This window comes from Thermoanaerobacter uzonensis DSM 18761, from assembly GCF_900129115.1.
Taxonomy (GTDB): domain Bacteria; phylum Bacillota; class Thermoanaerobacteria; order Thermoanaerobacterales; family Thermoanaerobacteraceae; genus Thermoanaerobacter; species Thermoanaerobacter uzonensis.
In genome coordinates this window covers 1-20,656 of sequence record NZ_FQUR01000026.1, presented here as the reverse complement: position 1 = coordinate 20,656, position 20,656 = coordinate 1, and the positions used below count along the sequence as shown (strand labels likewise).

The 20,656-nt window shown below is 37.0% G+C and carries 38 protein-coding genes and 1 rRNA gene; all 39 read right to left on the bottom strand.

The window, feature by feature from the left end:
* Positions 1-240 (bottom strand): 16S ribosomal RNA (locus BUB32_RS12010); the annotation flags it as partial.
* Between the two features lie 321 nt (positions 241-561).
* On the bottom strand, positions 562-954 hold the full coding sequence (gene rpsI, locus BUB32_RS12005) for a 30S ribosomal protein S9 (RefSeq protein ID WP_003870239.1): 393 nt from the start codon (positions 952-954) through the stop codon (positions 562-564).
* Positions 955-968: 14 nt separating this feature from the next.
* A complete protein-coding gene (gene rplM / locus BUB32_RS12000) occupies positions 969-1,400 on the bottom strand; it encodes a 50S ribosomal protein L13 (protein WP_042833860.1) in 432 nt (143 codons plus the stop codon).
* An 88-nt stretch (positions 1,401-1,488) separates the two neighbouring features.
* Positions 1,489-2,223, bottom strand: a complete 735-nt coding sequence (gene truA / locus BUB32_RS11995) for a tRNA pseudouridine(38-40) synthase TruA (protein WP_072969571.1) — start codon at positions 2,221-2,223, stop codon at positions 1,489-1,491.
* A 2-nt stretch (positions 2,224-2,225) separates the two neighbouring features.
* On the bottom strand, positions 2,226-3,032 hold the full coding sequence (locus BUB32_RS11990) for an energy-coupling factor transporter transmembrane component T family protein (RefSeq protein ID WP_072969569.1): 807 nt from the start codon (positions 3,030-3,032) through the stop codon (positions 2,226-2,228).
* On the bottom strand, positions 3,025-3,885 hold the full coding sequence (locus BUB32_RS11985; RefSeq protein ID WP_072969568.1) for an energy-coupling factor transporter ATPase: 861 nt from the start codon (positions 3,883-3,885) through the stop codon (positions 3,025-3,027). The genes BUB32_RS11990 and BUB32_RS11985 overlap by 8 nt, the downstream gene beginning before the upstream one ends.
* Positions 3,876-4,709 carry an energy-coupling factor transporter ATPase gene (locus BUB32_RS11980; RefSeq protein ID WP_072969567.1) on the bottom strand — a complete coding sequence of 278 codons (834 nt, stop codon included), beginning with the start codon at positions 4,707-4,709 and terminating at the stop codon, positions 3,876-3,878. The genes BUB32_RS11985 and BUB32_RS11980 overlap by 10 nt, the downstream gene beginning before the upstream one ends.
* An 82-nt stretch (positions 4,710-4,791) precedes the next feature.
* Positions 4,792-5,130 carry a 50S ribosomal protein L17 gene (gene rplQ / locus BUB32_RS11975; RefSeq protein WP_042833865.1) on the bottom strand — a complete coding sequence of 113 codons (339 nt, stop codon included), beginning with the start codon at positions 5,128-5,130 and terminating at the stop codon, positions 4,792-4,794.
* A 13-nt stretch (positions 5,131-5,143) separates the two neighbouring features.
* Entirely contained in the window at positions 5,144-6,091 is a 948-nt protein-coding gene (locus BUB32_RS11970; protein ID WP_072969566.1) for a DNA-directed RNA polymerase subunit alpha, read from the bottom strand.
* A gap of 50 nt (positions 6,092-6,141) precedes the next feature.
* Positions 6,142-6,762, bottom strand: coding sequence for a 30S ribosomal protein S4 (gene rpsD / locus BUB32_RS11965; RefSeq protein ID WP_042833867.1), 621 nt, complete (start codon positions 6,760-6,762; stop codon positions 6,142-6,144).
* A gap of 12 nt (positions 6,763-6,774) precedes the next feature.
* Positions 6,775-7,167, bottom strand: coding sequence for a 30S ribosomal protein S11 (gene rpsK / locus BUB32_RS11960; protein WP_042833868.1), 393 nt, complete (start codon positions 7,165-7,167; stop codon positions 6,775-6,777).
* An 18-nt stretch (positions 7,168-7,185) separates the two neighbouring features.
* Positions 7,186-7,554 carry a 30S ribosomal protein S13 gene (gene rpsM, locus BUB32_RS11955; protein ID WP_042833869.1) on the bottom strand — a complete coding sequence of 123 codons (369 nt, stop codon included), beginning with the start codon at positions 7,552-7,554 and terminating at the stop codon, positions 7,186-7,188.
* Positions 7,555-7,565: 11 nt separating this feature from the next.
* A complete protein-coding gene (rpmJ, locus tag BUB32_RS11950; protein ID WP_003373491.1) occupies positions 7,566-7,679 on the bottom strand; it encodes a 50S ribosomal protein L36 in 114 nt (37 codons plus the stop codon).
* A gap of 16 nt (positions 7,680-7,695) precedes the next feature.
* Positions 7,696-7,914, bottom strand: a complete 219-nt coding sequence (gene infA / locus BUB32_RS11945) for a translation initiation factor IF-1 (protein ID WP_003870248.1) — start codon at positions 7,912-7,914, stop codon at positions 7,696-7,698.
* Positions 7,915-7,938: 24 nt separating this feature from the next.
* Positions 7,939-8,205 carry a KOW domain-containing RNA-binding protein gene (locus BUB32_RS11940; protein ID WP_072969565.1) on the bottom strand — a complete coding sequence of 89 codons (267 nt, stop codon included), beginning with the start codon at positions 8,203-8,205 and terminating at the stop codon, positions 7,939-7,941.
* 15 nt (positions 8,206-8,220) lie between these two features.
* Positions 8,221-8,967, bottom strand: a complete 747-nt coding sequence (gene map / locus BUB32_RS11935; RefSeq protein WP_072969564.1) for a type I methionyl aminopeptidase — start codon at positions 8,965-8,967, stop codon at positions 8,221-8,223.
* Positions 8,964-9,617, bottom strand: a complete 654-nt coding sequence (locus tag BUB32_RS11930) for an adenylate kinase (RefSeq protein ID WP_072969563.1) — start codon at positions 9,615-9,617, stop codon at positions 8,964-8,966. Before BUB32_RS11930 ends, map begins: the two co-directional genes overlap by 4 nt.
* 14 nt (positions 9,618-9,631) lie before the next feature.
* The gene (gene secY / locus BUB32_RS11925; protein ID WP_072969562.1) at positions 9,632-10,888 is read right to left on the bottom strand and encodes a preprotein translocase subunit SecY; all 1,257 of its coding nucleotides are present in this window, start codon (positions 10,886-10,888) and stop codon (positions 9,632-9,634) included.
* A 1-nt stretch (position 10,889) separates the two neighbouring features.
* A complete protein-coding gene (gene rplO / locus BUB32_RS11920; protein ID WP_003870253.1) occupies positions 10,890-11,333 on the bottom strand; it encodes a 50S ribosomal protein L15 in 444 nt (147 codons plus the stop codon).
* Positions 11,334-11,361: 28 nt separating this feature from the next.
* A complete protein-coding gene (gene rpsE, locus BUB32_RS11915) occupies positions 11,362-11,865 on the bottom strand; it encodes a 30S ribosomal protein S5 (protein ID WP_042833875.1) in 504 nt (167 codons plus the stop codon).
* Positions 11,866-11,881: 16 nt separating this feature from the next.
* The gene (gene rplR / locus BUB32_RS11910; protein WP_029687946.1) at positions 11,882-12,247 is read right to left on the bottom strand and encodes a 50S ribosomal protein L18; all 366 of its coding nucleotides are present in this window, start codon (positions 12,245-12,247) and stop codon (positions 11,882-11,884) included.
* Between the two features lie 11 nt (positions 12,248-12,258).
* Positions 12,259-12,801, bottom strand: coding sequence for a 50S ribosomal protein L6 (gene rplF / locus BUB32_RS11905; RefSeq protein ID WP_072969561.1), 543 nt, complete (start codon positions 12,799-12,801; stop codon positions 12,259-12,261).
* A gap of 22 nt (positions 12,802-12,823) precedes the next feature.
* Positions 12,824-13,222, bottom strand: coding sequence for a 30S ribosomal protein S8 (gene rpsH, locus BUB32_RS11900; protein ID WP_003868574.1), 399 nt, complete (start codon positions 13,220-13,222; stop codon positions 12,824-12,826).
* 18 nt (positions 13,223-13,240) lie between these two features.
* Entirely contained in the window at positions 13,241-13,426 is a 186-nt protein-coding gene (locus tag BUB32_RS11895) for a type Z 30S ribosomal protein S14 (protein WP_003868573.1), read from the bottom strand.
* 16 nt (positions 13,427-13,442) lie between these two features.
* Positions 13,443-13,982, bottom strand: coding sequence for a 50S ribosomal protein L5 (rplE, locus tag BUB32_RS11890; protein ID WP_029687943.1), 540 nt, complete (start codon positions 13,980-13,982; stop codon positions 13,443-13,445).
* A gap of 23 nt (positions 13,983-14,005) precedes the next feature.
* Positions 14,006-14,329, bottom strand: a complete 324-nt coding sequence (rplX, locus tag BUB32_RS11885; protein WP_029687942.1) for a 50S ribosomal protein L24 — start codon at positions 14,327-14,329, stop codon at positions 14,006-14,008.
* A 12-nt stretch (positions 14,330-14,341) separates the two neighbouring features.
* Positions 14,342-14,710, bottom strand: a complete 369-nt coding sequence (gene rplN / locus BUB32_RS11880; RefSeq protein ID WP_003868570.1) for a 50S ribosomal protein L14 — start codon at positions 14,708-14,710, stop codon at positions 14,342-14,344.
* A 21-nt stretch (positions 14,711-14,731) separates the two neighbouring features.
* Positions 14,732-14,986, bottom strand: coding sequence for a 30S ribosomal protein S17 (gene rpsQ, locus BUB32_RS11875; RefSeq protein ID WP_003870258.1), 255 nt, complete (start codon positions 14,984-14,986; stop codon positions 14,732-14,734).
* A 17-nt stretch (positions 14,987-15,003) separates the two neighbouring features.
* Positions 15,004-15,213 carry a 50S ribosomal protein L29 gene (rpmC, locus tag BUB32_RS11870; RefSeq protein WP_042833878.1) on the bottom strand — a complete coding sequence of 70 codons (210 nt, stop codon included), beginning with the start codon at positions 15,211-15,213 and terminating at the stop codon, positions 15,004-15,006.
* Positions 15,203-15,637, bottom strand: coding sequence for a 50S ribosomal protein L16 (rplP, locus tag BUB32_RS11865; RefSeq protein ID WP_003868567.1), 435 nt, complete (start codon positions 15,635-15,637; stop codon positions 15,203-15,205). Before rplP ends, rpmC begins: the two co-directional genes overlap by 11 nt.
* Before the next feature lie 3 nt (positions 15,638-15,640).
* Positions 15,641-16,306 (bottom strand): 30S ribosomal protein S3, encoded by a 666-nt coding sequence (gene rpsC / locus BUB32_RS11860; protein ID WP_072969560.1) that lies wholly within the window; start codon positions 16,304-16,306, stop codon positions 15,641-15,643.
* Positions 16,307-16,319: 13 nt separating this feature from the next.
* Positions 16,320-16,655 (bottom strand): 50S ribosomal protein L22, encoded by a 336-nt coding sequence (gene rplV / locus BUB32_RS11855; RefSeq protein WP_072969559.1) that lies wholly within the window; start codon positions 16,653-16,655, stop codon positions 16,320-16,322.
* A 17-nt stretch (positions 16,656-16,672) separates the two neighbouring features.
* The gene (gene rpsS / locus BUB32_RS11850) at positions 16,673-16,954 is read right to left on the bottom strand and encodes a 30S ribosomal protein S19 (protein ID WP_003868564.1); all 282 of its coding nucleotides are present in this window, start codon (positions 16,952-16,954) and stop codon (positions 16,673-16,675) included.
* Positions 16,955-16,976: 22 nt separating this feature from the next.
* The gene (gene rplB, locus BUB32_RS11845) at positions 16,977-17,804 is read right to left on the bottom strand and encodes a 50S ribosomal protein L2 (RefSeq protein ID WP_072969558.1); all 828 of its coding nucleotides are present in this window, start codon (positions 17,802-17,804) and stop codon (positions 16,977-16,979) included.
* Between the two features lie 23 nt (positions 17,805-17,827).
* Positions 17,828-18,121, bottom strand: a complete 294-nt coding sequence (rplW, locus tag BUB32_RS11840) for a 50S ribosomal protein L23 (RefSeq protein WP_003868562.1) — start codon at positions 18,119-18,121, stop codon at positions 17,828-17,830.
* Complete coding sequence (gene rplD / locus BUB32_RS11835; protein WP_003868561.1) at positions 18,121-18,741, bottom strand: 50S ribosomal protein L4; 621 nt, start codon at positions 18,739-18,741, stop codon at positions 18,121-18,123. The genes rplW and rplD overlap by 1 nt, the downstream gene beginning before the upstream one ends.
* A gap of 17 nt (positions 18,742-18,758) precedes the next feature.
* A complete protein-coding gene (rplC, locus tag BUB32_RS11830; RefSeq protein ID WP_072969557.1) occupies positions 18,759-19,391 on the bottom strand; it encodes a 50S ribosomal protein L3 in 633 nt (210 codons plus the stop codon).
* Positions 19,392-19,474: 83 nt separating this feature from the next.
* Positions 19,475-19,783, bottom strand: coding sequence for a 30S ribosomal protein S10 (rpsJ, locus tag BUB32_RS11825; RefSeq protein ID WP_003868559.1), 309 nt, complete (start codon positions 19,781-19,783; stop codon positions 19,475-19,477).
* Between the two features lie 190 nt (positions 19,784-19,973).
* A partial coding sequence (locus BUB32_RS11820; RefSeq protein ID WP_268807571.1) for an EF-Tu C-terminal domain-related protein occupies positions 19,974-20,656 on the bottom strand: 683 nt, incomplete at its 5' end.

Genomic DNA, 20,656 nt, shown 5'->3' with positions numbered 1-20,656 from the left:
GGGCCCATCCTTAAGCGGGTTCCCCCTTTCTTCATATGGTGATGCCACCTTATGACCTTATCCAGTATTAGCACCCCTTTCGAGGTGTTATCCCGGTCTTAAGGGTAGGTTGCCCACGCGTTACTCACCCGTCCGCCGCTATCCGACACTTAACTTGCGCTAAGTGCCGAATCGCTCGACTTGCATGTGTTAGGCACGCCGCCAGCGTTCGTCCTGAGCCAGGATCAAACTCTTAAGTTCATTTCCTTGCTCTTCTCTACACCTTTTTTCGCCTCACTGTCCATTTTTCAAGGTCCCTCCGCTGCTTACCCGCAGCTCTTTTATCTTATCAAATCTTCAACTTTCTGTCAAGTCCTTTTGTCTTGATTTTGTCGCTTTAGTAGCGACGAAATATAATATACCATGATTCTTTAATAGACTCAAGTAGTATATAATGTTATTTTATCGTTTTTTATTGAAATATCAGCTCTTTTCTTTTAATATCTTTAGAATACTAAGTAATTCTCTATGTTACGATTGTTCGTGCTGTTTTTACATAATAAAAAAGAGCCAAAGGCTCTTTTATCTCTTTGAAAATTGTGGAGCTTTTCTTGCTTTTTTGAGACCGTATTTTCTTCTCTCTTTCATTCTTGGGTCTCTTGTCAAGAATCCAGCTTTCTTCAAAATAGGTCTTAATTCACTATCAGCTTTTACTAATGCACGAGCAATACCAAGTCTCACTGCTCCCGCTTGACCTGTAAATCCTCCTCCGGATACCTTTGCGTATACATCGAACTTGTCTATTGTCTCTGTTAAAATTAAAGGTTGCTTAACAGTATACTTTAAAGTATCTAATGTAAAATACTCATCCAGAGGTTTATTATTAATTATTATATTTCCCTTTCCAGGCATAAGCCTTACTCTTGCTACAGCTTCTTTTCTTCTTCCTGTCCCGTAATATTGTACTGTTGCCATAGGATATCCTCCTTTCACTCTATGTCTAATTTTTCAGGCTTTTGAGCTTGATGCTTATGCTCAGAACCCCTATATACTTTCAATCTTTTAATCATTCTGCGACCAAGTCTGTTTTTAGGCAACATGCCTTTTACAGCGTGGTATATTACAAACTCAGGTTTTGTCTGCATTAATTTTTTATACTGAACTTCTTTTAATCCTCCTGGATACCCTGTATAATATTTGTAATATTTATCTTCTAATTTATTGCCTGTCAATATAATTTTTTCAGCATTCAAAACTATCACAAAATCTCCTGTATCTACATGAGGTGTATAAGTTGGTTTGTGTTTACCCATTAGTATTTTAGCAATTTGGCTTGCCAGTCTTCCTAAGACTTTACCTTCAGCATCTATAACAAACCATTTTCTTTCGACATCTTCAGGTTTAGCCATATATGATTTCATCTTCTATATAACCTCCTTATCCGTGGTAAATTTCCAGCATAGGGCACAATTTCACATAATATTATTTTAATTCACAGAACTGCAACTGTCAATAGATAATTTTTATTAAATACAATCCTTGTGGCGGGGCAGTTATGCCCGCTTTTGTTCTGTCTTTTGATTTTAAAATATCATAAACTTGGTCTTCTTTTATTTTGCCAAGACCTACATAAACTAGTGTTCCTACAATTATTCGCACCATGTTATACAAAAAACCATTAGCTTCTATTTCAATGTTGATAAAATCTTCATTTTTTTCAATAGTTAAATCATACACTGTCCTTATGGTACTTGTTTTACTGCTGCCTGAAGCTTTAAAAGCAGAAAAATCGTGAGTCCCAATTAGGTAAGAAGCAGCTTTCTTCATTTTTTCTATATTTAAAGGATAATCTATATGCCAACAATAATTTCTCATTGTAGGCATTTGAAATTTCCTATTGAGAATAATGTATTTGTATCTTTTCCTTTTTGCACTATATCGAGCGTGAAAAGAGTCTTCCACATCCTTTGCTTGGACAACTACTATATCATCGGGTAATACACTGTTTAGAGCATAGGGCAACTTTTCTGCAGGTATTTTAGTATTAGTTTTAAAGTTAGCTACTTGATATAGAGCATGGACACCTGTATCAGTTCTACTCGCACCTATTAAATTAACTTTTTCTCCTGTTACCTTCTTTATTGCTTTTTGCAATACTTCCTGAACTGTTACTGCATTCTTTTGGTATTGCCAACCGTGATAATTGGTCCCGTCATATTCTACTACAATCATTATGTTCCTCATTTTTACCACGTCCAACCTCTATTCCATACAATTAGCAATACCATTATCAAGGTCACAGCTAAAGCTTGATAATCTCTCGGTTGGATTTTAAGCTGTTTCATTCGCGTTCTATTTTGCCCGCCTCTATAGCACCGAGATTCCATGGCAACTGCTAATTCGTCAGCTCTTCTAAAAGCACTAATAAATAGAGGTACTAAAAGAGGCACTAGTCCTTTTGCCCTTTTTACTATATTACCACTTTCAAAATCGGCTCCTCTTGCCATTTGAGCTTTCATAATTTTTTCTGCTTCTTCTATTAATGTAGGTATAAATCTTAAAGCAATTGTCATCATCATTGCTAATTCATGAGCAGGTACACCTATACGACTAAAGGGTTTTAAAATATGCTCTATTCCATCTGTCAACGAGATAGGAGAAGTAGTTAAAGTAAGTAGTGAAGTACCGATAATCAAAAATATGAGTCTTAACCCCATAAATACAGCTAACCGCAACCCATTAGTAGTAATTTTCAAGGGTCCTAAAGTATATAATATCGTTCCCCCAGGGGTAAAAAACATATTTAAGCTCACCGTCAGTAAAAGAATTATAATAACTGGTCTTAATCCTTTTAAAATATAGCTAAAAGGGATTTTAGAAATTGCTATTATCAAATAAAGGTAAAGAACCGCTAAAAGGTAACCTGAAAGTTTATTTATAAAGAATATGGCCACTATAAATATAAAAGTGATAATTATTTTGATTCTCGGATCCAACTTATGAACTGCCGAATCACCAGGGATATATTGACCAATAGTTATATTTCTAAACATTTTTAGTCCCCCTGAGATAACGAATTATATATTCCTTTGCTTCTTCAATTGTTAATATATCTTCTGGAATTGCTACGCCTTTTTTTTGTAATTCTCTTGCGAGATAAGTTATTTGTGGTACCCCTAATCCCATCTTTTCTAATTTTTCAACTTTTCTAAATACGTCCCTTGGAGTCCCAATAATTTCTATTCTTCCTTTGTTCATCACTATTATTTTATCTGCAAATCTAGCTATATCTTCCATGCTATGGGATACCAAAATTGTTATCATCTTATATTTATCATGAATTTCTTTAATTTTGTTTAAAATCTCTTCCTTCCCCTTTGGATCAAGGCCTGCAGTAGGTTCATCTAGTATCAAAATTTTAGGCTTCATCGCCAGTATTCCTGCTATCGCAATTCTACGTTTTTGGCCACCTGATACTTCAAAAGGTGATTTGTCTGCTAATTCTCTACTGATTCCAACAATATCCATTGCTTCATATACTCTTTTTTCAATTTCTTCTTCGCTAAGTCCCAAATTAATAGGACCAAAGGCTATATCTTTAAAAATAGTTTCTTCAAAAAGTTGATATTCAGGGTATTGAAAAACTAATCCTACTTCTTTTCGTACCTCTTTCAAACTGACTTTTTTGTCTGTTATATCTACTCCATTTATATATATTTTCCCTGAAGTGGGTCTTAAAAGCCCATTTAAATGCTGTATTAACGTAGATTTGCCCGACCCTGTGTGCCCAATGATTCCCACGAACTCTTCATCCTGGATTTCAAAAGTAACGTCATTTAAAGCAACAGTAGCGTATGGCGTCCCTTCATTATACACAAAGCTTAAATTTTCTACTTTTATCGGCATAAAAATTCCACCATTTCTTCTACTGTTAAAATATCTAAAGGGACGTCAAAGCCTTCTCTCTTCAATTGGTATGCCAACTCTGTAACTTGGGGCACACTAAGGCCAATCTTTTTTAAAAGCTCAATTTCTTTAAATACTTCTTTAGGAGTACCATCTAACACTATTTTTCCATCATCCATTACAATAACTCTATCTGCATCTACTACTTCCTCCATAAAATGTGTTATGAGTATTACAGTAATTCTCTCTTCTTTGTTGAGCTTTTTTATGGTAGAAATGACTTCTCTTCTTCCTATTGGGTCAAGCATTGCCGTTGGTTCGTCTAAAATTATGCACTCTGGCTTCATTGCAATTATTCCAGCAATGGCAACTCTTTGCTTTTGGCCACCTGAAAGCATGTGAGGAGGATAATCCTTGTATTCCCACATGCCTACCGCTTTAAGAGCATATTCAACTCTTTCTCTTATTTCATCAGGTGGAATCCCTAAATTTTCAGGACCAAATGCTACATCTTCTTCAATTATAGCTGCTACTATTTGATTATCTGGATTTTGAAAAACAAGCCCAGCAGTCTGTCTTATATCCCATAAACGATTTGTATCTTTGGTGTCCATTCCTTTTACAAAAACCTTCCCTTTTGTCGGCAATAAAAGTGCATTAAAGTGTTTAGCAAGTGTTGATTTACCTGACCCATTATGACCAATTATCCCTATAAACTGCCCTTTTTCAAACTGTAAATTTATATCCTTTAAAACTAGGTGTCGAGTTTGTTCTTCGGCATGATATTCAAAAGATAAACTTTGTGTAGTTATTATGTGTTCCATTAAGGACACCTTCTTTTAAGTTAAACTCCTTTATGAAAAATAGGGATTAAGTTGCGGCACCAAACTTAACCCCTTCGATTGCTTACACTAATTCAATAATTACTAATGGTGCGCCATCTCCTCTACGAGGCCCAAGTTTTAAAATTCTTGTGTAACCACCTTGTCTGTCTTTGTATTTTGGTGCTATTTCGTCAAATAATTTCTTTACTACACTTTCATCTAAGATATAGGCTAAAGCCTGCCTCCTTGCATGTAAATCGCCTCTTTTACCGAGGGTAATCATTTTTTCAGAAATGCTGCGAACCTCTTTTGCTCGTGCCTCTGTTGTAGTTATTTTACCATATTTCAAAAAGTCTGTTACTAAATTTCTAAGCATAGCCTTCCTCTGGTCAGAAGGACGGCCTAATTTTCTGTAACCCACCTTCAACCCTCCTTTATTCGTCTGCTTTTTTTAAGCTAAGTCCTAATGCTTCGAGTTTTTGTTTAACCTCTTCTAGAGATTTTTTACCCAAATTTCTGACTTTCATCATTTCTTCTTCTGTCTTTTGAGTGAGCTCCTGCACTGTATTTATTCCAGCTCTCTTTAAGCAATTATAGGACCTTACAGATAAGTCTAATTCTTCAATTGTCATATCAAGAGGTTTTTCGACTTTTTTCTCAGGTTTGTCCACAAAAATATCTGAGCTTTTGTATTCGCCAGTAAAAGATATAAATTTTTGAAAGTACTTAATCAACATGTCAGAAGCCATACTAATAGCTTCTTTAGGCGTTATAGCTCCATTTGTCCATACTTCCAAAGTAAGTTTATCATAGTCCGTAACATTCCCTACACGAGTATTCTCAACATTGTAGCTTACCCTTTTTACTGGTGTAAAAATAGAATCAATTGGAATAACGCCTATTGATTGGTTAGACTCTTTGTTTTTATCTGAAGGAACATAACCCTTTCCTTTAACAAATACAATTTCCATATGGAGTTTACCATCTTCACTTAAAGTAGCTATATGATGATCAGGGTTTAAAATCTCTATGTCGGCACTGCCTTTTATATGACCCGCAGTAACTTCTCCTCTTCCTTCTACATCTATGCGTCCTACCATTGGTTCATCTGAATACAATTTAACCGCAACTTCTTTAAGGTTAAGTATAATTTCTACTACATCCTCTTTAACTCCTGGTAGGGTTGAAAATTCATGTAATACCCCATCTATCTTCACAGATTTAGGAGCAGCACCAGGAAGAGAGGACAAAAGCACTCTTCTTAAAGAATTTCCAAGCGTTATGCCATATCCTCTTTCTAAAGGCTCTACTACAAACTTTCCATACGTCCCATCTTCCGACTGCTCAACAATCTCTATTTTTGGTTCAATCATTTCAAACACTGTGAACCCTCCTTTTAACTGTTTTATGAGGGTAACCGATTATAACCATATTACTTAGAATATAACTCAACAATCAAGTGCTCTTGGATAGGTAGATCTATATGCTCTCTTCTCGGCAATGAAACTACTCTACCTTCAAAAGCATCTTTATTGAGTTCTAACCAGTCAGGTACGTTCCTTGATACTTCTAAATTATTCTTTATTAATTCCATTGAACGGCTTTTTTCCCTCACAGATATTACATCTCCTGGTTTTACTAAGAAAGATGGTATATCAACTTTTTTACCATTTACTTCTAGATGTCCATGACTTACCAATTGTCTAGCTTGTGGCCGAGATGCTGCAAAGCCCAGCCTATACACTACATTGTCAAGACGTCTTTCTAAAAGCTGCAATAAGTTTTCACCTGTAATTCCTTTCATTCTTTCTGCTTCTTCATAGAACCTTTCAAACTGTCTCTCTGAAACGCCATAGTACCTTTTGAGTTTTTGTTTTTCTCGCAGTTGCATGCCGTAGTTAGTAAGTTTTTTCTTTTCTTGTCCATGTTGTCCTGGTGCATATCCCCTTCTTGCAACAGGACATTTGTCTGTATAACATTTATCTCCTTTTAAATATAGTTTCATACCTTCTCTTCTACATAACCTGCAAGTTGGTCCAGTATATCTTCCCATAATCGCACCTCCTTATACTCTTCTCCTCTTGGGTGGTCTGCAGCCATTGTGGGGAATTGGAGTCACATCTTTTATAAGACTTACCTCAAGGCCAGCAGCCTGTAAAGCTCTTATTGCTGCTTCTCTACCTGCACCAGGTCCTTTAACATATACATCTACAGTTTTCATGCCATGATCCATTGCAGATTTTGCAGCTGATTCTGCCGCCATTTGTGCTGCAAAAGGAGTTGATTTTCTTGAGCCTTTAAAACCTATCGTACCAGCACTTGCCCAAGAAATTGTATTTCCAGCTGGGTCTGTTATAGTGACAATAGTATTATTAAACGTAGAATGAATATGGGCAATTCCTCTTTCTACGTGTTTTTTCTCGCGTTTTCTGCCAGTTCTTTTTACTCTTTTAGCCATTATTTTCCCTCCTTATCATTACTTCTTCTTCTTAGCAACAGTTTTCCTTGGGCCTTTTCTCGTTCTAGCATTAGTCCTCGTTCTTTGACCTCTTACGGGTAAACCTCTTTTATGTCTTATTCCTCTGTAACATCCTATATCCATTAACCTTTTAATATTCATGGCAACTTCTTTTCTTAAGTCGCCCTCAACTTTGTACTCTTTATCAATTATCTCTCTGAGTCTTGAAACTTCTTCTTCAGTTAAATCCTTGACTCTTGTATCTGGATTTACACCTGCTTTAGCAAGTATCTCATTTGAACGAGAACGGCCAATTCCATAGATATATGTCAAAGCGATTTCAACTCGTTTATCTCTTGGCAAATCAATGCCTGCAATTCTCGCCATTTTCACACCTCCTAGCCTTGTTTTTGTTTATGCTTTGGATTTTCACAAATTACCATAACTCTACCTTTTCTCTTTATAACTTTGCATTTTTCGCAAATAGGCTTTACAGATGGTCTCACCTTCATCTTCAATACCTCCTTATCACTTTCCACGCCATACTATTCTTCCACGACTTAAGTCATAAGGAGACAATTCTACGGTTACCCTGTCTCCTGGAAGTATTCGTATAAAATTCATTCTCAATTTTCCAGATACATGGGCTAATACTTTATGCCCATTATCTAATTGTACTTGAAACATGGCATTTGGTAAAGCCTCTATCACTGTGCCCTCAACTTCAATAACATCATCTTTTGCCAAGGATATCCATTCCTCCTTATTGACTTAGGATTTATAAGGTTCTAAAAATTTTTTGATTTCTTCATTAGTTAATTTATCGCCATTTAGAATTTTCTCTTTAATTTGCCAAATCACGTCATTATACCTCTGAAGATGTTTAAACTTTTTTTTCTTAGGTTTTTCTATCTTCCGAAGGTCCCCATCGGCTACAAGAACGTGTTGGTCATCAAACTTTCCTACAACTACAAAAACTCTGCCTTTGTCGCGACCTGCTTTGCTCCGCACTACCTGACCAATTTGCAAGTCTTCCATTAATAAATTCACCTCTTATAAAATGGTCAGTATTTCTGGGTCCCCCTCCGTAATAACAATAGTATTTTCGTAATGGGCAGATAAACTGCCATCAACAGTTACTACTGTCCAATTATCTTCTAATGTTCTTACGGTATAATGTCCCGCATTTACCATGGGTTCTATAGCAAGACACATTCCTCTTTTCAATCTAGGTCCTCTGCCAGGGGGACCGAAATTAGGAATCTGTGGGTCTTCGTGCATCTTTATACCTATTCCATGTCCCACATATTCTCTTACTACTGAAAAGCCATGTCTTTCTACATAAGTTTGTATTGCATGAGAAATATCCGATAACCTATTCCCTTCTTTTGCATATTTTATACCCTCAAAAAAGCTATTTTTTGTAACCTCAATCAATTTTTGTGCTTCCTCTGATATCTCTCCAACAGAGAAAGTTCTTGCTGCATCTGCATTATACCCTTTATAGGTAGCTCCAAGGTCTATACTTATAATATCGCCTTCTTTAAGTTTTCTTAAACTTGGTATTCCATGAACTACTTCTTCATTTATTGAAGTGCAAATACTAGCAGGAAAACCGTATAAACCTTTAAAAGCAGGTTTACAATCATTTTTTATTATAAACTCTTCTGCAATTCTATCAAGTTCTAGCGTCGTAACTCCTGGCTTAATTGCCCTTTCTAAAACTTCAAAGAGATTTGCTATTACCTTGCCAGCTGTTTTCATCAAATTAATTTCATTCTTAGACTTGATATATATCATTTGCCTCTGTCTCCCAAAGCCTTTTTTATATCTTCAAATACTTCTTCTACCGATTTATTTCCATCAATATTCACTAAAGTGTTTTTCTTTGTATAATACTCAATCAAAGGCCTAGTTTGACTTTCATAAACCTCTAATCTTTTTACAACTGATTCTAGTTTATCGTCGGAACGTTGTATAAGTTGTGCACCACATTGATCACATACATTGTCGACCGCAGGAGGCGAAGTCTTTATGTGATAAGTCGCACCGCAATTAGGACATACTCTTCTACCTGTTATTCTTTCAATTAAAACTTCTCTGTCAACTTCAATGTTTAATACACAATCTAAATGAATGCCTTTGTCATGTAAAAACCTGTCTAATTCCTCAGCCTGTGCAACATTTCTGGGGTAACCATCTAATAAAAACCCTGTTTGGCAATCATCTTTTTCTAATCTATCTTCTACTATTTTATTCGTAACCTCATCGGGGACCAATAATCCTTTGTCCATGTATTCTTTTGCAAGTTTCCCTAAGTCAGTATTGTCTCTTAAATTTTGTCTAAAAATATCTCCAGTAGATATGTGAGGAATGTCAAACTCCTTAGCAATTTTCACAGCTTGCGTCCCTTTGCCTGCACCTGGGGGTCCTAAAAGTATTACTCTCATAAATCCTCCCCCTTTTATTTCAAAAATCCTTGATAATTCCTCATAATAAGGTGTCCTTCAATTTGTTTCATAGTATCAAGCGCTACACCAACTGCAATTAAAAGTGCTGTACCTCCAAAGTAAAGCTGCAATCCTGTTATATTCATTAAAATTACTGGCATTGTAGCAATAAATGCTAAGAATAGCGCCCCTACAAAAGTAACTCTATTCAATACCCTTGTGAGATAGTCTGTAGTTGGTTTACCTGGCCTTATTCCAGGGATAAAGCCTCCATATTTTTTCAAGTTATCTGAAACATCTACCGGGTTAAATATTACTGCTGTATAGAAATAAGTAAACCCTATTATCAATAGTATATCTAAAAAATTATATATTACCCCACTTGTGCTAAGCCATCTTTGCACAAAGTTGTAAAATGACGACCGTGGGAAAAAGGTTGCTAATTGTTGAGGAAATTGTAATAGCGAAAGAGCAAATATAATAGGAATAACCCCTGCCATGTTTATTCTTATAGGAATGTGGGTACTTTGTCCACCATAAACTTTTCTGCCAACAACCCTTTTTGCATATTGCACAGGAATTCTTCTCTGGCCTTCTGTAGCTAAGATTATTAACACTATCATTATGAGCTCCGCAGCTACAAAAGCAATAGCACCAAAAATATTAGCAGTACCTGCGTGAATATATTCACTTGTCAGATATATCATGTTAGGAATTCTAGAAATTATCCCCGCAAAAATTATTAATGAACTTCCGTTGCCTATTCCATTTTCCGTAATTCTTTCACCTAACCACATCAGAAAAGCAGTACCTGCCGTCAAAGTTATAACAATGACCGTCAAATTAAAAAATGTAGGGTTAATAACTGCACTTTTTAGCCCAATTGTCATTCCTATAGCTTGTATTAAGGCAAGTACAACTGTTAAATATCTAGTATACTGAGCAATTTTCTTTCTTCCCTCTTCTCCTTCCTTTGCCATTTGCTCAAGAGAGGGAATTGCTATTGTCAAAAGTTGCATTATAATTGAAGCATTGATGTAAGGTACAATACTCATAGCGAAAATTGTAAAATTGCGGAAAGAACCTCCGGAAATTATGTCAAAAAAACCAAACAGTTGACCCTGCCCTAGTATATTAGCAATTTGAGCAGGATTAATTCCTGGCACAGGAATATGGGACCCTAGTCTAAATATCACTAGCATTCCTAAAGTATAAAGTATTCTTTTCCTTATATCATCGACCTTCCAAGCATTGACAAGGGTTTGAAACACTTTAAATCACCTCTGCCTTTCCCCCAACGGCTTGTATTTTTTCAATAGCACTTTGACTGAATTTGTGAGCCTTAACAGTGAATTTTTTGCTTAAATCTCCGTCACCTAATATCTTAACCCCATCTTTTACATCTTTGATTATACCACTTTCTATTAAAACTTCAGGAGTAATTACCGCTCCATCCTCAAATCTTTCTTCTAAAGTTCCAACATTTACAATTGCATATTCTTTTTTGAATATGTTAGTAAAGCCTCTTTTGGGGAGTCTTCTTGTAAGTGGCATTTGGCCTCCTTCAAAGCCCGGACGCACTCCACCGCCACTTCTTGCTTTTTGTCCTTTTTGTCCTCTGCCTGAAGTTTTACCATGTCCGGAACCTATTCCTCTTCCTACCCTTTTTCTTTCACGTCTTGCTCCTTCAGCTGGTTTTAAATCGTGCAGTCTCATCTTTGCACCTCCTATATTGCTTTTATGTTTATTCAAACAATTGGCTTACAGGAATTCCACGGAGTCTTGCCACATCTTCAGCTGTTCTCAGCCTTTTTAATCCTTCTATTGTCGCATAAACCATGTTAGTTGCATTGGAAGAACCAAGCGACTTCGTCAAAACATCTTTCACACCTGCAGACTCTAACACTGCGCGAACAGGTCCCCCTGCAATAACACCAGTACCTTCTCTAGCAGGTTTCAAGAGGACTTTTCCTGCGCCAAATTCCCCTATGACTTCATGAGGAATAGTAGTTCCTACAATCGGAACTTTAATTAAGTGTTTTTTCGCATCCTCTATAGCTTTTCTAATTGCATCAGGGATTTCTGCAGCTTTACCTCTTCCTACTCCTACATATCCTTTATCAGCGTCTCCAACTACTACTGTGACACTAAATCTAAAATTCTTACCACCCTTCACAACTTTTGCAACACGATTTATGCTAACAACTCTTTCTTTTAAATCTAGCTTTGTCCAATCAACTCGAGCCATTCATTTCCCTCCTTGTTTAAAAATTTAATCCTGCTTGTCGTGCAGCATCTGCCAATTCCTTTACTACACCATGATAAATATAGCCACCCCTGTCGAATACAACATCTTTTATGCCTTTTTCTAATGCTCTCTTTGCAATCAGCTCTCCTACCAATTTAGCAGACTGCTTATTTGCTCCTTTTGCAATACTTCTAAGCTCAGGATCTAGCGTAGAAGCATGAACAAGAGTATACCCTTTAGTATCGTCTATAATTTGCGCATAAATGTGTTTCAAACTTCTAAAAACATTAAGACGTGGTCTTTCTGGTGTTCCAAAAACTTTTTTTCTTACTCTTAAATGACGTCTTTTTCTTAATTCGTTCCTATTTGGCTTTGTAATCATCATCTCACCCCTTACTTCTTACCAGTTTTGCCTTCTTTTAATCTTACAACTTCTCCTGCATATCTTATGCCCTTGCCCTGATAAGCATCAGGTTCACGAACTCTTCTGATGTTTGCAGCAACCTGGCCAACTTTTTCCTTGTCTGCACCTCTTACAATTATCTTGTTATTTCCTTCCACAATAATTTCAATTCCAGGTTCTTCTTCTATTTCTACCGGATGAGAATACCCCACATTCAAAACTAACTTCTTCCCTTGTTTCGCAGCACGATATCCAATTCCTACAATTTCCAAAACTTTTTCAAATCCTTCAGTTACGCCTTTTACCATATTTGCTATTATTGCTCTTGTAGTTCCGTGCATTGCTTTTTCTTCCTTGTCATCACCTTTTCGCGTTACAATCACTTGATTATCTTTTACTTCTATGTTTACAATCGACGGAAACTTTTTTTCTAGATTACCTTTGCTTCCTTTTACAGTAACTACATTGTCAGGAGTTACTTTGACCTCTACCCCTTTTGGTATATCTATAGGCAATTTTCCTATTCTAGACACTGACCACACCTCCTTATTGAAATCACCAAATGTAGCAAATAACTTCTCCTCCAACCCCTGCTTTTCTTGCTTCCTTATCTGTCATAATACCTTTTGAAGTTGATATAATTGCTATTCCTAACCCTCCTAATACCCGTGGTAATTCGTCGTGTCTCGCATATACTCTCAAACCTGGTTTGCTTATTCTTTTCAAACCAGATATAACTCTTTCTTTGTTAGGGCCATACTTTAATGTTAGTTTGAGAATGCCACCTTTTCCATCATCTATTTCTTCTACTGATTTTATAAACCCTTCTTTTAGCATAATCATTGCAATAGCCCTTTTCATGTTTGAAGCAGGTATTTCTACTGTTTCATGTCTTGCTATATTTGCATTTCTTATTCGTGTTAACATATCTGCTATAGGATCTGTCATTACCATTGTACTACCTCCCCTCTTTTACCAACTTGCTTTTTTAACACCTGGTATCATCCCTTGATGGGCATACTTTCTAAAGCATATGCGGCACATTCCAAATTTCCTCAAGTACGCATGAGGTCTGCCACAAATTTTGCACCTATTGTATTCTCTCGTCTTGTATTTTTGAGGCTTTTGCTGCTTTACTATCAAAGCCTTCCTTGCCATATAATTTTACCCTCCTTTACTTTGCAAATGGCATGCCTAAAAGTTCTAACAATCCCTTCGCTTCTTCATCAGTTTTAGCAGTTGTAACAATAATTATATCCATCCCTCTTATCTTATCTATCTTATCATAGTCAATTTCAGGAAAAATTAACTGCTCTTTAATTCCTAAGGCATAATTTCCTCTTCCATCGAAAGAATTAGGAGAAACTCCTTTGAAATCTCTCACACGAGGCAAAGCTATATTGAAAAGTTTATCCATAAATTCATACATTCTTTCTCCGCGCAAAGTAACTTTTACTCCAATTGGCATTCCTTGACGAATTTTGAAATTTGCGATTGACCTTTTAGCTCTTGTGATAACTGGTTTTTGCCCCGCAATCATTGTCAAATCATTGACTGCTGCTTCCAGCGCCTTAGGATTTTCTTTTGCCTCACCCACACCTATATTTATAACAACTTTTTCAACTTTAGGAACCTGCATTATATTTTTATAGCCAAAACGTTCCATGAGCGCTGGCACAACCTCTTTTTCGTATTTTTCTCTAAGCCTGGACATAATAAGCCTCCTTCCTTTTATAATTATAGCGTTTCATTGCACCTCTTGCAGTAACGTACTTTTTCGCCATTTTCGAGGATTTTAACCCCATAACGAACTCCTCTTCCACAATTTTCACAATAGAGCATAACCTTAGAACTGTAAATTGGCGCCTCTTGGTGAATTATTCCACCTGGTTTTTGCGGACTTGTCGATTTCCTGTGTTTTGTAACAATATTGACACCTTCTACAATTACTTTGCCTTCTTTAGGAAAAGCTTGTAATACTTTACCCTTTTTCCCTTTGTCTTTACCTGAAATTACTACAACCATGTCTCCCTTTTTTACGTGTAATTTATTTTGTGCCATTTTCAACCCTCCTTAAAGCACTTCAGGAGCCAAAGATATAATTTTCATAAAATCTTTTTCTCTTAATTCTCTTGCGACTGGTCCAAAAATACGCGTACCTCTTGGCTGTTTATCATCTCGTATAATAACCGCAGCATTGTCGTCAAATCTTATATAAGTGCCATCTTTTCGAGCAATCCCCTTCTTAGTCCTTACAATTACCGCCTTAACAACTTCCCCTTTTTTTACAACACCACCGGGTGTTGCACTTTTTACAGAAGCAACTATTACATCTCCTACATTTGAAAACTTTCTATTTGAACCGCCCTCTAAGCGAATACACATAATTTCTTTTGCACCTGTATTATCTGCTACTTTCAATCGAGTTTGAGGTTGAATCATTTGAGTTTACCTCCTTTCAAATTATTCAGCTCTTTTAACTATTTCAACTAATCTCCATCTTTTTTCTTTGCTAAGTGGTCTTGTTTCCATTATCTTTACTATATCTCCAACATTGCATACATTATTTTCATCGTGAACTTTGAACTTTTTGGTTCTTTTTATTGTCTTTCCATAAAGAGGATGTCTTACTCTGTCTTCTACAGCAACTACAATAGTTTTTTGCATTTTATTGCTTACGACTGTCCCAATTCTAACCTTCCTGTGGCCTCTTTCCAAGTGAATACCCTCCTTCCTTATGCTTTATTTTGTCTAACACCTAATTCCCGCTCTCTTAAAATTGTCTTTATTCTAGCAATTGTTTTTCTAACATCTCTTATCCTCATAGGATTATCTAATTGACCGGTAGCAAGTTGAAACCTCAAATTAAAAAGTTCTGCTTTTAAGTCAGAAAGCTTTTGAAGCAATTCCTCATTGGTAAGCTCTCTTATTTCCCTAGCTTTCATTATCTTCACCACCCAATTCTTCACGTTTTAAAAACTTTGTCTTTATAGGCAGTTTATGCATTGCAAGCCTTAAAGCCTCTTTTGCAACTTCTTCTGATACCCCAGCTATTTCAAAAAGAACTCTACCTGGCTTTACAACTGCTACCCAAAATTCTGGTGACCCTTTCCCTGAACCCATACGAGTTTCGGCAGGTTTTTTAGTAACAGGCTTATCAGGGAAAATTTTTATCCACACTTTCCCGCCTCTTTTTATAAACCTCGTCATTGCAACCCTAGCTGCCTCAATTTGGGTGGCTGTAATCCAACCAGGTTCCAGCGCTTGCAACCCATATTCTCCATAAGTCAGAGTATTACCACGAGTAGCATTTCCTTTTATTCTGCCTCGCTGTTGTTTTCTGTATTTTACTCTTTTTGGCATTAACATGTTTTACTTACCTCCTTCCGCAGTTACCTGCTTTTTAGGCTGTGGCAGTATCTCTCCTTTATTTATCCAAACTTTTACTCCTATTTTCCCATAAGTGGTGTTTGCCTCTGCAAAGCCATAGTCAATATCCGCTCTTAAAGTTTGAAGTGGCACAATCCCTTCATGATACCTTTCAGTACGAGCAATTTCCGCACCAGCAAGTCTGCCTGAACAAGCAATCTTGATACCCTTAGCACCCAATTTCATCGCTCTTGCTATGGCTTGTTTCATAGCCCTTCTATAGGATATCCTTTTTTCAATTTGAGCTGCAATATTCTCAGCTACTAATTGCGCACTAAGTTCAGGAGTTTTGACTTCCACAATATTAAGGATAACTGTCTTATTGGTCATTTTTTCTAATTCTTCTCTTAACTTGTCAATGCCTGCTCCACCTTTGCCAATTACCATTCCCGGTTTTGCAGCATGAATATCTATTTTTATTCTATTGGAAGCTCTCTCAATAACTATTTTAGGAATCCCAGCTGTATACAGCTTTTCTTTTATATAGTTTCTTATTTTAATGTCTTCTATTAAGAGTTTTGAAAAATTTTTGTCATCAGCATACCACTTAGCTAGCCAATCTTGTGTAACTCCAACTCTAAGTCCATATGGATGTACCTTTTGGCCCACGCATATCCCTCCTTTATTCTTTTTCCTTCACGACTATCGTTATATGACTGGTTCTCTTTCTAATAACATCTGCTCTTCCCATCGCTCTTGGGAAAACTCTCTTCATTGTAGGGCCTTCATCTGCCACAGCCTTTGCTACATAAAGATTATCTCTATTCATTCCATGGTTATTTTCAGCATTAGCAATGGCTGATTTAAGTACCTTGGCAACTATACCTGAGGCTCTTTTGGGAGTAAACCTTAAAATAGTTAAGGCTTCATCTACATGCTTGCCACGAATCAGGTTAAGAACTAATCTTACCTTTCGAGGCGAAATTCTTACATATCTCGCTATTGCCCTTGCCTCCACGTTATCTCCTCCTTTGCCTATTTAACTTTGGAAGTTTTTTCAGTATCAGCATGTCCGTGGAAAGTTCGAGTAGGAGCAAATTCTCCTAACTTGTGCCCTACCATCGCTTCAGTTATATATACAGGTACATGCTTTCTGCCGTCATGAACAGCTATTGTATGTCCAACCATTTCTGGCACAATAGTTGAACTTCTTGACCATGTTTTAATTACTTTTTTCTCATTCTTTTTATTCATTTCAACAATCTTTTTAAGAAGTTTTGGATCAACATAGGGACCTTTTTTTACAGATCTGCTCAAGGCATTGACCTCCTTTCACTAACTATTTGCGTCTTCTTATTATGAATTTATCCGAAGCTTTACCTTTCTTACGTGTCTTATAACCCAATGCAGGTTTGCCCCATGGTGTAAGTGGACCCGGATGTCCGATAGGCGCTTTACCCTCACCACCACCATGTGGATGGTCAACCGGATTCATAGCTGAACCTCTAACAGTCGGTCTTATTCCAAGCCATCTTGACCTTCCTGCTTTACCTATCTTTACATTTTCATGGTCTAAATTTGATACTTGTCCAATGGTTGCACGACAGTCAGCCTTTATCAATCTAATTTCTCCTGAAGGCATTCTAACTTGAACATAATCCCCTTCTTTAGCCATAAGCTGCGCTGCGGCACCTGCCGCTCTCACTAATTGTCCACCTTTCCCTGGTATAAGCTCAATGTTATGGATTATTGTACCTACTGGAATATTTCTCAAAGGTAAAGCATTTCCTACTTTAATGTCTACATTTTCCCCAGATTCTATTATATCCCCTACTTTTAGTCCATAAGGAGCAATGATATATCTTTTTTCTCCATCTAAATAATGTATAAGTGCAATATAAGCTGTTCTATTTGGATCGTACTCAATAGCAGCTACTTTTCCGGGTATTCCGTCCTTATCTCTTTTAAAATCTATAATCCTATATTTTCTCTTATGTCCGCCACCGCGATGTCTGACAGTAATTCTTCCATATACATTTCTTCCACCAGTTTTAGTTAAAGTAACAACTAAGGATTTCTCTGGTTTATCCTTAGTAACTTCTTCAAAAGTCAATACTGTCATTTGACGCCTGCCGGGAGATGTCGGCTTAAAAGATTTTATTCCCATTTCTTTCCCTCCTTAATCTAAAATTATGCCTGCAATCCTTCGAAGAATTCAATACCTTTGCTGTCTGGAGTAAGTTTAACTATTGCTTTTTTGTAAGCTTCTGTCCTTCCTTCATATTTTCCCATTCTCTTTGGCTTTCCCTTATAATTCATTGTATACACTTTATCAACTTTGACACCAAATATATCTTCTACAGCTTTCTTTATTTGAATTTTATTTGCTCTTTTATCCACAATAAAAGTATATTTTCTCTCACTCATGAGGTTCATGCTTTTTTCAGTTATTACTGGGCGTATTATAATGTCGCGTGCCTCCATTAGGCGTACACCTCCTCGACTATGCCCACGGCATCCTTTGTTATGATAAACTTGTCGTATTTTAAAATGTCATAGGTATTCAAATAATTAGCATATAAAGTTTTTACCCCTGGTATATTTCTTGCTGAAAGTTCTACGTTCTTTTCACCTTCAGGTACCACTATTAATGCACTATCAACATTAAAATTCTTGAGAAGCTCAACAACTTTTTTAGTCTTTGGCTGATCTAATTTGAATTCATCTAATACAATTATCTCGTTATCTCTAACTTTAGATGAAAGAGCAGATTTTAAAGCTAATCTTTTTACTTTTTTAGGCAATTTATAGCTGTAATCTCTTGGTTTTGGCCCAAAGACAATGCCTCCTTTAATCCATTGAGGAGCTCTTATGCTTCCTTGACGTGCTCTTCCTGTTCCCTTTTGTCTCCAAGGCTTTCTTCCACCGCCACGAACTTCACCGCGGGTTTTTGTCGAATGGGTACCTTGCCTTTGATTTGCCAAATAATTTAACACAGCTTCATGCATAACAGGAACATTTACCGGTACGCCAAAAACTGAATCCTTTAGCTCTATTTCTCCTACCTGTTCCCCTTTTACGTTGTAAACCGCTACCTTAGGCATCTTTCTTCCTCCTTTCATCACTTGCTCTTTACAGAATCTTTTATAATGAGCAAGGAACCTTTAGGTCCTGGCACTGATCCTTTTACTAACAATAAGTTTAATTCAGGGTCAACTTTTACAACTTCGAGGTTTTGTATAGTCACTCTTTCATGTCCCATATGCCCAGGCATAATTTTTCCTTTAAAAGTTCTTCCTGGGTCTGTGGTAGCACCCATCGAACCCACTCTTCTATGATATTTGGAACCGTGAGACATAGGTCCTCTATTAGCCCCATATCTTTTTACAACACCTGCAAAGCCTTTACCTTTTGAAATACCTGTTACATCTACTTTATCTCCTGGTTTAAAAATATCTACCTTTATTTCGCTCCCTACTTCATATCCACTTATGTCATCTAGCCTAAACTCCCTTAAATACCTTTTAAAAGGCACTCCTGCTTTTTTAAAATGCCCTATTAAAGGTTTTGTAAGTCTTTTCTCTTTAACATCTCCAAAACCCACTTGAATAGCATTGTATCCATCAGCCTCAACGGTTTTTTTCTGAACAACAACACAAGGACCAGCTTCAATCACTGTTACTGGAATGACTTCACCCTTTTCATCAAATATTTGTGTCATCCCATGCTTTCTACCTAAAATACCTTTCTTCATTATTCTATCCACCTCCTGAAATCAGCGGACGCTTTTGCGTCTTAATTTCTTTTTTATTTTCTTGCTTTTTCACTTGCTGCCTTTTACAGTTTTATTTCAATATCTACACCAGATGGTAAATCTAATCTCATAAGAGCATCTACTGTCTTAGGTGTTGGGTTCAAAATATCAATTAATCTCTTATGAGTTCTTATCTCAAATTGCTCTCTTGAATCTTTATATTTGTGAGGAGCTCTCAAAATGGTTATAATATCTTTTTCTGTTGGCAATGGAATAGGCCCGGAAACCTCAGCACCCGTCCTCTTTGCAGTCTCCACTATCTTTTGAGCCGATTGATCTAAAATAGCATGGTCAAAAGCCTTCAAACGTATGCGAATTTTTTGCTTGGGCATTTTACTTTCCCTCCTTCTATCAATCCTCAACACTTTTCTATATCCACATATCCAGGCGTTTTATTGTCAAAAAAAAATCTTACCTACAAACCAGCTTTAATATTTTATCTCAAGTTCTAACTCATTGCAAGACTTGACATATCAATATTTTTGTGCTAATAGCCGCTGCTATTAGCACAAAAATATGATGCTATTCTATGATAGCTGACACGACGCCAGCACCTACTGTACGGCCGCCTTCTCTTATAGCAAACTTCAAACCTTCTTCCATCGCTATCGGTGTTATTAACTCTACTTTTATCGTTACATGGTCCCCTGGCATCACCATCTCTACTCCATCCGGTAAGTTTATTACCCCTGTCACGTCTGTCGTCCTAAAGTAAAATTGTGGCCTGTATCCATTGAAAAATGGTGTGTGCCTTCCTCCCTCTTCTTTCGTCAATACGTAAACTTGCGCCTCAAATTTCGTGTGCGGCTTTATCGTCCCTGGCTTCGCTAATACTTGCCCTCTCTCTACTTCGTCCCTCTGTACTCCTCTTAATAATACCCCTATGTTGTCACCTGCTTGCGCTTCATCCATCGTCTTCCTGAACATCTCTACCCCTGTTACTACTGTCTTCCTCGATTCTGTCGTTAATCCTATTATCTCTACTTCGTCTCCTACCTTTATCTTACCTCTCTCTACTCTCCCTGTCGCAACAGTCCCTCTACCTGTTATCGTAAATACGTCCTCTACTGGCATCAAAAATGGCTTGTCTATGTCTCTCTCCGGTGTCGGTATATATTCGTCTACTACATCCATTAACTCCCATATCTTCCCGCACCATTCGCACTCTCTCTTGCCACATCCGCATTCCAATGCCTTTAATGCCG